Source organism: Cellulophaga fucicola (genome assembly GCF_900119145.1).
Classification (GTDB): Bacteria; Bacteroidota; Bacteroidia; order Flavobacteriales; family Flavobacteriaceae; genus Cellulophaga; species Cellulophaga fucicola.
This window is the reverse complement of the sequence record NZ_FPIY01000004.1, coordinates 62,356-75,139: the sequence shown is the minus strand read 5'-3', so window position 1 is coordinate 75,139 and position 12,784 is coordinate 62,356. Positions and strand designations below refer to the sequence as shown.

10 protein-coding genes are annotated in these 12,784 nt (G+C 33.4%); 6 read left to right on the top strand and 4 right to left on the bottom strand.

The genetic code is table 11. The annotated features are described in order from the left end of the window. Window positions 1–99: 99 nt before the first annotated feature. Window positions 100–3,081 carry a leucine--tRNA ligase gene (locus BT107_RS13325; protein ID WP_072304319.1) on the bottom strand — a complete coding sequence of 994 codons (2,982 nt, stop codon included), beginning with the start codon at window positions 3,079–3,081 and terminating at the stop codon, window positions 100–102. Between the two features lie 158 nt (window positions 3,082–3,239). On the opposite strand from BT107_RS13325, the gene BT107_RS13320 reads away from it, so the two are divergent. The 5 genes from BT107_RS13320 to BT107_RS13300 all read left to right on the top strand — a co-directional run bounded on the left by BT107_RS13320 (window position 3,240) and on the right by BT107_RS13300 (window position 6,730). Continuing rightward, window positions 3,240–4,118 (top strand): cell division protein FtsX, encoded by an 879-nt coding sequence (locus tag BT107_RS13320; RefSeq protein ID WP_072304318.1) that lies wholly within the window; start codon window positions 3,240–3,242, stop codon window positions 4,116–4,118. Between the two features lie 43 nt (window positions 4,119–4,161). Further along, complete coding sequence (locus BT107_RS13315) at window positions 4,162–4,428, top strand: DUF3098 domain-containing protein (RefSeq protein WP_072304317.1); 267 nt, start codon at window positions 4,162–4,164, stop codon at window positions 4,426–4,428. Window positions 4,429–4,431: 3 nt separating this feature from the next. Then, complete coding sequence (locus BT107_RS13310; RefSeq protein ID WP_072304316.1) at window positions 4,432–5,217, top strand: undecaprenyl-diphosphate phosphatase; 786 nt, start codon at window positions 4,432–4,434, stop codon at window positions 5,215–5,217. A gap of 10 nt (window positions 5,218–5,227) precedes the next feature. Further along, window positions 5,228–5,941: a tRNA pseudouridine(55) synthase TruB gene (gene truB / locus BT107_RS13305; protein WP_072304315.1), complete on the top strand. Its 714-nt coding sequence runs from the start codon at window positions 5,228–5,230 to the stop codon at window positions 5,939–5,941. Window positions 5,942–6,049: 108 nt separating this feature from the next. After that, on the top strand, window positions 6,050–6,730 hold the full coding sequence (locus BT107_RS13300; RefSeq protein WP_244543130.1) for an energy transducer TonB family protein: 681 nt from the start codon (window positions 6,050–6,052) through the stop codon (window positions 6,728–6,730). Here the strand turns inward: BT107_RS13300 and BT107_RS13295 are convergent. Then, complete coding sequence (locus BT107_RS13295; RefSeq protein WP_072304313.1) at window positions 6,713–7,342, bottom strand: thioredoxin family protein; 630 nt, start codon at window positions 7,340–7,342, stop codon at window positions 6,713–6,715. The two genes, BT107_RS13300 and BT107_RS13295, sit on opposite strands and share 18 nt — an antisense overlap. 231 nt (window positions 7,343–7,573) lie before the next feature. Between BT107_RS13295 and BT107_RS13290 the strand changes: the two genes are divergently transcribed. After that, window positions 7,574–8,200: a Crp/Fnr family transcriptional regulator gene (locus BT107_RS13290; RefSeq protein WP_072304312.1), complete on the top strand. Its 627-nt coding sequence runs from the start codon at window positions 7,574–7,576 to the stop codon at window positions 8,198–8,200. Here BT107_RS13290 and BT107_RS13285 read toward each other — a convergent pair. Further along, entirely contained in the window at window positions 8,183–9,535 is a 1,353-nt protein-coding gene (locus BT107_RS13285; RefSeq protein ID WP_072304311.1) for an alkaline phosphatase family protein, read from the bottom strand. The two genes, BT107_RS13290 and BT107_RS13285, sit on opposite strands and share 18 nt — an antisense overlap. A gap of 78 nt (window positions 9,536–9,613) precedes the next feature. Further along, window positions 9,614–12,775, bottom strand: a complete 3,162-nt coding sequence (locus tag BT107_RS13280; RefSeq protein ID WP_072304310.1) for a TonB-dependent receptor — start codon at window positions 12,773–12,775, stop codon at window positions 9,614–9,616. Window positions 12,776–12,784 lie beyond the last annotated feature (9 nt).

The following is a 12,784-nucleotide window of genomic DNA, read 5'->3' as shown; positions in this document are numbered from 1 at the left end:
GATAAAAGTAGGGGGTGTGGATTAAGAATATCGTTTTTAAACAAAAACACCCCTAAAAAAATAGGGGTGTAGTTAAAATAAATATGATTATTGAGGTTGTTACCCTACAATATTTATGATTTTTCCAGGAACAACAATAACTTTTTTAGGTTCACGACCTTGTAATTGAGCAATAGTTTTTTCGTGAGCCATTACTGTAGCTTCAATTTCATCTTTAGATAAGTCTAAAGGTAACTCTAGTTTAAATCGCATTTTACCATTAAAAGAAACAGGATATTCTTTACTGCTTTCTACAAGGTGTGATGCATCAAACTTTGGAAAAGGAGCTGTAGCAATAGAAGTGTTGTGTCCTAATTGTTCCCATAACTCTTCAGCTATGTGTGGCGCATAAGGAGAAACTAAAATAGCTAAGGCTTCTAAAATTTCTTTGCTAGTACATTTTTGACTAGACAACTCGTTTACGCAAATCATAAATGTAGATACAGATGTATTAAAAGAAAAGTTCTCTATATCTTCTGCAACCTTTTTAATGGTTTTGTGTAATGTTTTTAAATTGTCTTTTGTTGGTGTGGCATCTGTAAATTTAGCGCCATTATCATCTAAATATAAACGCCATAATTTTTTTAAGAAACCGTGCGTACCTGTAATACCAGCAGTGTTCCAAGGTTTAGATTGTTCTAGTGGGCCTAAAAACATCTCGTACAAACGCAAACTGTCTGCGCCATATTCCTCACAAATACTATCTGGACTAACCACATTGTATTTGGATTTAGACATTTTTTCTACCTCACGAGAAACTTTAAAAGTGCCATTTTCTTCAGTAATAAATTCAGCGCCTTTATATTCTTCTCTCCAGTTTTTAAAAGCTTCAATATCTAATTCATCAGAAGCATTTACAAAAGAAACATCTGCGTGAACTCCTTGACGAATACTTATCTTGAAGTTTTCTATATCATTTATTATTTCGTTATAGGCTTTGATTGCATTATCTGTTTCAGGTTTATTTGCTTTTAATAAATCTTTTAGTAATTCTTGATCATTGGAACGACCAGCAGAGATATAAATATTAGAATTTACGTTATAGGTTCCTCCGTAATATCCTTCTGTACCCCATTTTCCTCTCTCGTATTGGAAACCATCAATTCTCCCGACAAAAGCACTAGTACCTGTAATCATTCCTTGATTAATAAGTTTTTTAGCAAACTCATTTTTAGGAACTACACCTTTATCAAACAAAAATTTCTGCCAAAAACGTGCATATAATAAGTGACCAGTTGCGTGCTCACTACCACCAATGTATAAATCTACATCTTGCCAGTAGTTAATTGCATCATCAGAAAATATGGCATCTGTATTATTAGGATCCATATAACGGTTAAAGTAGAAGCTACTACCTGCCCAACCTGGCATTGTATTTAACTCTAATGGAAATATAGTTTCATTGTTTATTTTGCTATTGTCTACAACTTTATTTTCTTTGGTACACCAAGCCCAAACGTTAGCATTACCTAGTGGTGGCTCGCCAGTTTCGGTTGGTAAATATTTTTCTACCTCTGGTAATGTAATAGGTAAATGCTTGGCATCTATCATTTGTGGCATTCCGTCTAGATAATACACAGGAAAAGGTTCTCCCCAGTAACGTTGTCTGCTAAAAACAGCATCGCGCAAGCGGTAGTTAATTTTTCCTTTACCGTGACCTATTTTTTCTAGCTCGTAGATGGCAAGTTTCATTGCTTTTTTATACGGTAATCCGTTTAAAAAGTCTGAATTAGCAATTACAGTTTTATCTTTATCTGCGTGTGCTTCTTCAGAAATATCTACGCCTTCAAAAACATTAGGAATAGCAATGTCGAATTTTTTGGCAAAATCATAATCACGTTGATCTCCACAAGGTACAGCCATAACAGCACCAGTTCCGTAACCAGCTAATACGTAATCGCCTATCCAAATAGGAATAGGTTCTTTTGTAAAAGGGTGTTCTGCATAAGCACCCGTAAATGCACCAGAAATAGTTTTAACATCTGCCATACGCTCGCGCTCACTACGTTTTGCAGTGGCTTGTATGTAGGCTTCTACTTCTTGTTTTTGCTCTGGAGTAGTAATAGTTGCTACTAGCTCGTGTTCTGGAGCAAGAGTCATAAAGCTAACTCCAAAAATAGTATCTGGGCGAGTAGTAAAAACATCTATTTGCTCTTTATGGTCTTTTACATTAAAAGTAACTGATGCGCCTTGACTTCTCCCAATCCAGTTGGTTTGTGAGTCTTTTAAAGGTTGCGGCCAGTCTATTGTGTTTAAATCATCTAATAAACGTTGTGCATACGCAGAAATACGCATACTCCATTGTGTCATTTTTTTACGAATAACAGAATGTCCACCACGTTCTGATACACCATTTATAATCTCGTCATTAGCCAGTACAGTACCAAGAGCCGGACACCAGTTAACTTCTGTTTCTGCTAAGTATGTTAGTCTGTATTGTAGTAGTAATTCTTGTTGCTTTTTAGTGTCAAATGCTTTCCATTCATCAGCAGTAAAAACAATAATATCTTCATCAGAAATAGCATTTACAGTAGCGTTTCCTTCTTTTTCAAATAAAGCAATTAAAGTAGAGATGTCTTCAGCCTTATTGGTGTCATTATTATACCAAGAATTAAATAACTGAATAAAGATCCACTGTGTCCACTTGTAATAATCTGGGTTAGAAGTACGCACTTCACGACTCCAATCAAAAGAAAAACCAATTTTATCTAGTTGTTCTCTGTATCTGTTTATGTTTGTTTTGGTTGTAATTGCGGGGTGTTGTCCGGTTTGTATTGCATATTGCTCTGCAGGTAAACCAAAAGAATCGTACCCCATTGGGTGTAATACATTAAAACCTTGGTGTCTTTTGTAACGCGCATAAATATCACTAGCAATATAGCCAAGTGGGTGACCAACGTGTAACCCAGCACCAGAAGGGTAAGGGAACATGTCTAAGACATAAAATTTTTCTTTGTCAGAATTATTTTCTGCTTTAAATGTTTGGTTTTCTGCCCAATATTTTTGCCATTTGGCCTCAATTTTACTAAAATCGTAGTTCATATGCTTATCTTTCTAGACGTTGTCCAGGGTTAAATGTGCCGCAAAAATAAGGTTAATCATTGAAAGCGGAAAGTCTAATGATGTGCATTTGAAGTCTATCTAAATAGAAAGTGTATTATTCCAAATTACTTTACTATTTTTACGTATTGTTATAAGTTATGAGTAAATCTTTTGAACGTTATCAAAAAAGGAAATTAATTTCCTCTTATTTTTCTGTAGTACTTAGTATAGCCTTGGTGTTATTTTTGCTAGGTATACTAGGTTTGTTGGTTATAAATACCAAGAAAATGGCAGATCATTTTAAAGAACAGATTACAGTTTCTGTTTTTTTAAAGGACGAAGCAAAGCAGGTAGAAATAGACCAATTGCAAAAAAGTTTAGCAATGGCCGACTATACCAAGCTAGCAACTTTTGTGTCTAAAGAAGAAGCTGCAGAAAAACATACGGAAGCTATTGGTGAAAATTTTATGGACTTTTTGGGGTATAACCCTCTAAAAAACTCCATAGATGTGCAGTTAAAGGCAGATTTTGTATCTCCAGAACAGATTGAAGAAATAGCAAGTAACATAGAAGCAAAAGATTATGTAGAAGAAGTTAGTTATGACAAGCCTCTTATTTCTTTGTTAAATGATAACGTAAAGAAAATTAGTTTGTGGATCTTGGTTGCTAGCGGAGTATTTGCTTTTATTGCATTTTTGTTAATTAACAGTTCTATACGTTTGTCGGTATACTCTAAACGTTTTATTATAAAAACGATGCAAATGGTTGGTGCAACCAAACGTTTTATACGTAGACCATTTTTGTGGACTAATATTAAGTTGGGTATGCTGGGTGCTTTAATAGCTATTATAGGTTTGGTAATTGCCATATATTACATAAACGATTTTTTCCCAGAACTAACATTATTAAAAGAACCGCTTATTTTAGGGGGGGTGTTTGCTGCTGTTTTTGTGTTGGGAGTGTTAATTTCGTTTATAAGTACGTTTTTAGCTACACAACGCTTTCTAAATCTTAGGACAGACGATTTATATTATTAGATTTGCAACGTTAAAAATTAGATAAGGATTAAAATTTTTACAAATGAGAAAAAATAATAACACCACAGAAGAGAATTCTAAAAGAGAATTTATTTTTCAGAAGAAGAACTATATATTTATGGGTATAGGTTTGGCTCTTATAACACTTGGTTTTGTTTTAATGAGCGGTGGTGGTAGTGATGATCCAAATGTATTTAATCCTGAGATCTATAATTTTAGAAGAATACGCCTTGCACCAACTTTGGTGTTAATAGGTTTGGGTATAGAGGTCTATGCCATTTTATTAAATCCACATAAGAAGAAAGACTAAATTTTGGACATATTACAAGCAATTATTTTAGCAATTGTAGAAGGTATTACGGAGTATTTACCGGTATCATCTACAGGGCACATGATTATCGTTTCTTCTTTTTTTGGGATAGCCCAAGAAGAATTCACAAAATTATTTACCATAGTTATACAGTTAGGAACCATCCTATCTGTATTTGTACTTTATTTTAAACGCTTTTTTCAGAGTGTAGATTTTTATTTAAAACTATTAGTTGCTTTTATGCCAGCTGTAGTTTTGGGTTTATTGTTAAGTGATGTTATAGACTCGTTATTAGAAAGTCCAATAACAGTAGCTATATCTCTAGTAATAGGAGGTTTTATTTTATTACGTGTAGATCATTGGTTTTCCGATTCAGAAGAAAAAGAAATTACATATTTAACAGCGTTAAAAATTGGCTTTTTTCAATGTTTAGCAATGATTCCTGGTGTGTCTAGAAGTGGTGCTAGTATCGTGGGTGGTATGTCACAAAAACTATCTAGAACAGTAGCTGCAGAATTTAGTTTCTTTTTAGCAGTGCCTACAATGTTAGGAGCAACTTTAAAGAAAAGCTACGATTTTTACAAACTAGGATATACCTTAACAGGAGAACAAGTTAACTTGCTAATAATAGGTAATGTGGTTGGGTTTTTAGTAGCGCTATTGGCTATAAAAACTTTTATTGGTTATTTAAGCAAACACGGTTTTAAAATGTTTGGTTACTACCGTATTGTAGTTGGGTTGGCAATCTTGGCAATTCACTATTTTGTATACCCATTAACAGTAATTTAATTTTTACAGCGTGATTACCAAGGAAGAATTTTTAGAAGGGCAAATATTGCTTATAGATAAACCATTAACGTGGTCGTCTTTTCAGGCTGTAAATGCGCTAAAGTGGGGTATTCGTAGAAAGTTCGATTTAAAGAAGATAAAAATTGGACACGCAGGTACATTAGATCCTTTGGCAACAGGTTTATTAATAATATGTACGGGGAAATTCACTAAAAGAATACCTACATTACAAGGACAAGAAAAAGAGTATACCGGTACCATTACATTAGGCGGCACTACACCGTCTTATGATATGGAGACTAATGTAGATAAAACATACCCAATAGAACATATTACAGAAGAGCAAATACACGCTGCTACTTCTAATTTTATCGGAAAAATACAGCAGGTGCCGCCAGTTTTTTCAGCCTTAAAAAAAGATGGAAAACGTTTGTACGAGTATGCTAGAGAAGGGCAAGCCGTAGAAATAAAATCTAGAGAAATAGAAATTACAACTTTTGAAATTACAAAAATAGATTTGCCTAATGTAGATTTTAGAGTGGTGTGTAGTAAAGGTACTTACATACGTTCTTTAGCAAACGATTTTGGTGTTGCATTAGAAAGTGGTGCATACTTATCTTCTTTAAGAAGAACCAAAATAGGCGATTTTAACGTAGATAAAGCAGTAAGTCCTGCAGATTTTCATACAGATGTATTAGGTATGGAAAAGCCTAAGGAGAAGTAGAATCTTTTATTTTTTTTGAAAAAGGTAAAATATTTTTAAGAAAAAAAGGTTATAACATATATGTTTAAAGATAGTAGATACTTATCGTTTTTAATCACATTGTTTTCTATGTCTATTGTAATATTGTCTTTGTATAATATTCATTTAGGTTCAAAAGAGAAGAGGGAAGAGTATGTTGTAGAGCTAGCGATGCTAGAGGAAGAGGAAATCTTAGAAGAAGAAGTTCAGAAAGAAGAGCAACAACAAGCAAATCAGCAAGAAATAAAAAGTCATTTAGCGTATAATGAAAAGGCAAAGCCAACTTATGGTAATCCAGAGCCTTTAAAAACGTTAGAAGAATTAATGGAAGAAGCTAAGTCTGAAGCGGAAAGTGATCCTAATTCTAAATTGGTAAGTTCTGAAAATGGTTATGCTGCTAGTTTAAAAGAATTAGCGAAAAAACGTGAAGAAGCTAAACAGAAATTAGGAGAAAAAGACGCTAAAAAAGATGAGGTCTCTCATAACTTAGCAAAACGTAAAACATCTATATCATATTCTTTAGTGAAAAGAAATGCCTATGATTTGCCTCCGCCAACATACACTTGTATAGAAGGTGGTAAAGTAGTTGTAAACATAGAAGTAGATAATTTGGGCAACGTTGTAGATGCTCAATTTAATAAAAAGAGTTCAGGAACAAGCAATGGCTGCTTGGTAGAAAATGCTATAGAATATGCTTTAAAAGCAAAATTTAATAGCTCTACAAAAGAAAGTCAAAAAGGAACAATTACCTACCTATTTCAAGGGAAGTAATTGTACCAAATCTTCAATAGTATTTTGTCCTTTATCCTTATTGTACCACACTTGTAGTTCTTGTTTAAATTCAGCATCTAAAGCACCGTGTTCTGCTTTGTAAGCTTCAACTATTGCTGTTAGTTTACTAGGTCTTGGGCCCCAATTTCCTATAACTTTTTGTGTGTCATTATCTATAGCGATAAGTCTAGGTATAGACAATGTGTTGTTGTATAAAAAGTGATTCATTAATTCTAGATTTTCATCTCTAAGAATAACTTTTACATCAATATTAGGGTTTTGTTCAGCAATTTTTTGCATTACAGGCATAGACTGTGCTGCGTCACCACACCAACTTTCTGTTAATACCAACCATGTTGTTTTGGTGGCTACTTGTTGTGTTTTGTAAATAGTAGTAGCATCTAACTTTGCAGTTTTGTCTAAACGTTTCATACGCTTATCATTTAACATTGTGTAGTTTGCTAAGGCATCAGTTTGTAAAACACCAGTAGATTTATTACTAGCTACTAAATTCTGCATTAGTTCTCTGTACTCTGTGTAAGATAAAGCAGTAGAAATTGCATTGTTAATTAATGATGTTACACTATTATTTATTGTATTTGTAGTATTCATAACTAAACGTTTTACTTTTTTATTCAAAAATAATATACAAACTATTTACATAAGCTGATATTCGTCACATTGGTAGTAAAAAGTTATAGAAACTTACATATTTTAAAATTATGATAAGTTTAACTAAGCTACATTACAATTACTTAACATAGTAAAGTAAACTTAAACTTTAAGTAATAGATTTCTAACATAGAAAAAATAGATTTGGCTTTTGTAAAATAAATATAGTTTATGCAGGTTTTACGTCCAGATTTTAGAAGTCAAAAAGATTTTTCATTTTATAATTTTTTAAAGGAAGAAGTAGTTTTTGGCTTAGATAATTTTGTTACTGAGATTGTTTATGATAAGAATACTTATATATATCAGCCTCCAAAAGTTGAAAATTATATTTATGAAATTGTTTCAGGAGCAGTTAAGCTAGGGGGTTATTCAGAAAAAGGAGACGAGTATACTTATGACGTTATACATACAGGGGACTTTTTTGGAAATTTAAAGTATTTAAATGGCCAGTTTTCAGAATTTGCTAAAACTTTGGTAGGTGTAAAGGTTAGGTGTTATGATTTAAATTTTTTTAAAAATGAAATAAAGAAAAACCCAGAGGCAGCAGAATGGTTTTTTGCCTATTTAACCAAAAGGTGGTGCTTGGCAGAAAAAAAAATGTGTAAAGTAAATGAGCGTTCTATTATTGGTAAATTAAATTTTTTAAAAACAGTTTATACTATAGACGTTTTAGATGCTAAAGGTAAAGTACATAATATACATTGCTTATTAACCCAAAAAGATAAGGGTGACCTTATTGGGGCCACCCGACAAACTATTGCTAATGCTTTAAAAAATAAATCAGTTTGTTTTAGATAATATTCCAGGATATAGAATACCATCTTTTGCTGTAAAATTTAGTTTAAGCAACTTGCTAATTACAGGGGCAATATCTTCTAGGCCCATTTTTTCTATGGTTTTACCCTTGTTAATACCGGCGCCAAAAGCAACAAAACCAGTTTCTATTTCTTTAAAATCTGGAAAATAACCGTGTGTGCCACCTTTTCTAGCAGAAAGTATGTTACCATTTGTTCTAGATGACATTGCAATGCCTGGTATTGGTGCTAGTGCTAATACTGCGTTAGGATCTGCACCAATTTTATCTAGTTCTTCTCTGTTTACAACTCTAAATAGCTTTTTAATGTTGGCAGGTAGGTTATTTAATTTGTTGCGTACTTTATCAATTGTTTTTTTGTCCTTTTTATCTTTTACCATTAAAAAAGCAGAGGCTCCAGATGTATGAAAAGCAGCTTTCCAATTGCCTCTATCTTTTTGGTCTTCTATTAAACCTTCTTCTACCAGCCAAATGTTAGGGTTTAATGCAGAATGTATATCTACAAAACCGTGATCGCCCGTAATAATAAACGTTGTTTTGTCTTCTATTCCGGCTCTTTTTGATGCTTCCATAATTTTACCAATGGCTCTGTCTACTGCTGCAATAGAAGTATACACTTTTTCTCCATCTCTACCTTGCTCGTGCTGAAAATGATCTACAGCAAATAAGTGAATAGATATAAAGTTTGGCTTATATTTTTCAAGCGTATAAGCAGCCATTTCTCCTATTCTATCTTCTCTATTTAAATAATCGCCATTAAATGTATTTTTATTTAATTTGCCCAATACTTCTTCTTCCATTTCAGCTAAAAAACCTTTAGGAGTTTCAAAATCTCGCATAGGTTTAATGCTTCCGTAATCTCCTTTTAAATACCAATATTCTGGTATGTTATAGTTTACATCTGCACCTACAGAAACAGGCCAAAGAAAACTAGCGCTTGTTTTATTAGCTTCTTTAACAGCGGTCCAAAGTGTTTTTGTTTTAATAAGGTTATTCTCCCAATACCAACGGCCAGTTTGCCCTTTTTCTTCAAATGGACTGTTGTAGTAAATGCCGTGTTCTTTTGGGTAAGCGCCAGTGATTAATGTAGTGTGTGATGGGTATGTTACAGAAGGGAAAATACCTCTAACGCCAGTTGCAGATACACCTTCTTTAACCATCATTTTTAGGTTTGGAGCAGGCCACTTTTCTTCTAAATAAAAATCTGGTCTAAAGCCATCTACAGAAATTAAAATTACGTGTTCTGCTTCTTGTTTTTCTTGAGCTTCACAGACTTGTGAAGCAATTAAAAGTCCTATTAAATATATAATTTTTTTCATATCTCTTTTTTAAAATGAAGGGTTTGCTTTAGTGTAACTAGCAAACCCTTCTAACTATTGAACAAAAAATAAAAATTCTTAATTAAAGGTATATCTAGCTCCTAATTGCAACCTCCATGGAGTTCCGTTTATAGGTTCTGTACCGCTAGAAGTTTGTACAGAATAATCATAGTTTTGGTTTGCCTGATCAAAACCTGTTATTCTCATTAAATTTTTATTGCCAAAGTTATGAGACTGTCCCCAGTCTTTATTTAGCATATTAGCAAAGTTGAAAATATCCATAGATAGTTCTAAACCTTGTTTTTTGTTTTTCGTTTCAAAACGCTTTTGTAGTCTTAAATCTACTACAGCAGAAAAAGGATTTTTTCCACCGTTACGCTCAGCAAAACCACCATAGCTATCTTTTAAATACTCTTTAAAACCATCTGGAGTTTCTGGGTCGTTTAATATTTGGTTATAGCCATCTATGATTGACTGAGGAGTGCTTGGATCATTTGGGTCAAAAATATAAGCTACGTCATTACTAAGGTTAAAATCTCCGTTAGCACTAGTGTTACTATTCACTTTAAATGTATATCTAGTACCACTTTGGCCAATTACTTTTGCACCTAAAGTAAACCCTTTCCAAGTTGGTGTAGCACCATTAAAAACTAATTTAGTGTCAAAATGATTGTCTGCAAAACCATAATTTAAATTTCTAGGGTCACCAGATACTGGTAAAAAAGTAGAGGTGTTAGCAACACAACAGTTGTAAGAGGAGTTGTCTTTAGCGCTGTTAAAAGTAACGCTTGCATTTAAATACCCATCTTTACCTATTTGTGCAGAGCCTTCTAAAACAAAAGCAAGGTTATCTAATATACCATCAGATGTCATTACTAATGTTCTACCAACTTGATCCGATATTCTAGAGTTTGTCCAGTCTGTAGAACCATTTTCTGTAATAGTATTTGCAGGAACAAAAACCTCTCTTCCTTGTTCTGTGACAAAATAAGGCTCTGTAACCAAATTAGCTTCTTGGTATGTATAATTGTTTTTAGTGTGACTAAACAAAGTATTAAAGCCTAAACTATATTTGCTTCCAAAAAAGTGCGTGTAGCTTAAGTTGGCCTTATATGTAGTTGGTACTTCAAAATCTTTGCCTACAGCATTTATTGTAGAAAAAGGAGTAACGCCTGTAGGTACTCCAGGTACTGTACTTGGATTATTTCGGTACGAAGGAAAATCTGGAGAAGGAACATTATCGCCTGTTACATCTATTGCGCCTATAAGTGTACCACTGTTTTGTATGTTGTTTACTTGCGCATAATAATGAGGTTGAGCAGAGAAAACGCCACCACCCAATTTAAATACATCTTTACTTTCTCCTTTTAAATTATAGGTAAGCTGAAATCTAGGCTGTATGTTGTTGTAATCATCTAGCTTTTCATCTGTTCGTATCCCTAATTCTTGATCTACTATTGGGTTATATTCTGCTGCGTCTAAAAATTTTGTTGCATCCCAGCGTACACCAGCTACTAAATTTAAATCTGGAGTAATATCAAAATCTACTTGTGCAAATAAAGATAAATCTAAAACAGTCTGTTTAACAATAGGTAAGCCTTGTAAGGGTACTTCTCTTGCATATCTAGAGGGTGTTAGGCTTTCAAAATCATCTAATGAATCAAAATAAAAACGACCATTTTGCTCATTAGAAAGTAATGTTTCTAATGACGTAATCATATTATCTGTACCAAAAGTAAAGTTTACATTATCAGTATTAATATATGTGGTATTGGTAAACTGTATTTGGTTTTCAACATTCGTTTCAGGAGAATAACGTTGACCGCCTAACTGTACACTTTTAGTGCTGTTGTTTCCGTTTGGTAAAACTGATGATACTTGTACTATTGCTCTTGGTATATTAGAAGATGGTAATTGTGTGTTAGGTGTGTAGGCTCTTTCTGCATGTTGGTACTGAAACTTAAATTCATTTGTAACAGAAGGGCTAAACATAGAACGCAAAGAAATCATGGTACTGTTTTCTTTAGAAGCAAAATCAGAATATGTTTCTGCTAACTCTATGCTAGAGTTGTCACTAACGCTAAAAGGGTTGTCCCATTTGTTATATAAGTTACGTAGCGTAAGTCTGTGTTTATCATTTATTTGCCAATCTAAACGAATAAAAAGGTTGTTAGCTTCTGTTTCACGATCAAACTGACCAATTTGTTGTTGGCTACCTAAGCCATAAGAAGTTCTCCCGATATTTAAATAACGATCTAGGTTGGCTTGTGTTATGCCTAATCTGTTTTCATCATCTGTACTTTGTATATCTGCAATATATCTTGGTTCTCCAGCATCTTGCCTTTCGTAAACAGCAAAAAAATGAAGTTTATCTTTAATTATTGGTCCGCCTAAGCTAACTCCATATTGTGAATTGTAAAAGTCTGCTGTACGCTCTTGACCTTGAATGTTGTATTTGCTTTGTAAACCATCTGCTCTGTGGTAAAAGAAAGTACTCCCTTTAAATTCATTAGTACCAGATTTAGTAACTGCAGATATAGAACCTCCGGCTTGCCTACCTTGTGTAACATTATAATCATTAGTAGAAACTTCAAATTCTCTAATAGCTTCTTGTGAAATGGTGTACGGTCCGCTACCAATGTCACCAGCAGTTAGTTGGTTTCTTGCATTTGTACCATCAATAGTTACGTTGGTAGAAGTACCTCTTTGTCCGCTTAAATTGTAGCTGCCACCACCTTGTAGTGGAGATAAACTAGTTAAGCCTGTAAAGTTTCTTCCTTCTGTAGCAAGTTTTTTAATTTGCGTGGCGCCAATTTTAGTAGAAGCACCAATTTGTTCAATTCTTTTAGATAAACTGTTAGATGATACAATAACCTCATTTAATGTTGTAGAAGACTCTTGTAGTTCAAAATTAATAGTAACTGCATCACTTAAATTAAGCATAATACCTTCTCTAACAGATTCTGAAAAACCTAAGTATTTTGCGGTAACTTTATAAGGTCCGCCTAACGGTAATTGTTGAAATTTAAAATCACCATTGTCATTAGTTAGCGTTCCAGAGATGAAGCCTGTAGAAATATCTTTTATCACAATTTCTGCGCCCATAAGAGGTTCTCCAATATTATCTTTTACAGATCCCTTAATGGTGGCATTTGTAGCTTGTGCATAGGAATTTATTGAGGTTCCTAGTAAAATAAATAAAGCTATTACCCGTAAGTAATTCTTGTATTTTGTTTCCATTTTTTTATA

What these genes read in the sequence shown, in the direction of transcription:
- BT107_RS13295 (WP_072304313.1), bottom strand. Translation starts at nt 7,342, where the DNA reads ATGAATACTACAAATACAATAAATAATAGTGTAACATCATTAATTAAC.
- BT107_RS13280 (WP_072304310.1), bottom strand. Translation starts at nt 12,775, where the DNA reads ATGGAAACAAAATACAAGAATTACTTACGGGTAATAGCTTTATTTATT.
- BT107_RS13315 (WP_072304317.1), top strand. Translation starts at nt 4,162, where the DNA reads ATGAGAAAAAATAATAACACCACAGAAGAGAATTCTAAAAGAGAATTT.
- BT107_RS13290 (WP_072304312.1), top strand. Translation starts at nt 7,574, where the DNA reads ATGCAGGTTTTACGTCCAGATTTTAGAAGTCAAAAAGATTTTTCATTT.
- BT107_RS13320 (WP_072304318.1), top strand. Translation starts at nt 3,240, where the DNA reads ATGAGTAAATCTTTTGAACGTTATCAAAAAAGGAAATTAATTTCCTCT.
- BT107_RS13300 (WP_244543130.1), top strand. Translation starts at nt 6,050, where the DNA reads ATGTCTATTGTAATATTGTCTTTGTATAATATTCATTTAGGTTCAAAA.
- BT107_RS13285 (WP_072304311.1), bottom strand. Translation starts at nt 9,535, where the DNA reads ATGAAAAAAATTATATATTTAATAGGACTTTTAATTGCTTCACAAGTC.
- BT107_RS13325 (WP_072304319.1), bottom strand. Translation starts at nt 3,081, where the DNA reads ATGAACTACGATTTTAGTAAAATTGAGGCCAAATGGCAAAAATATTGG.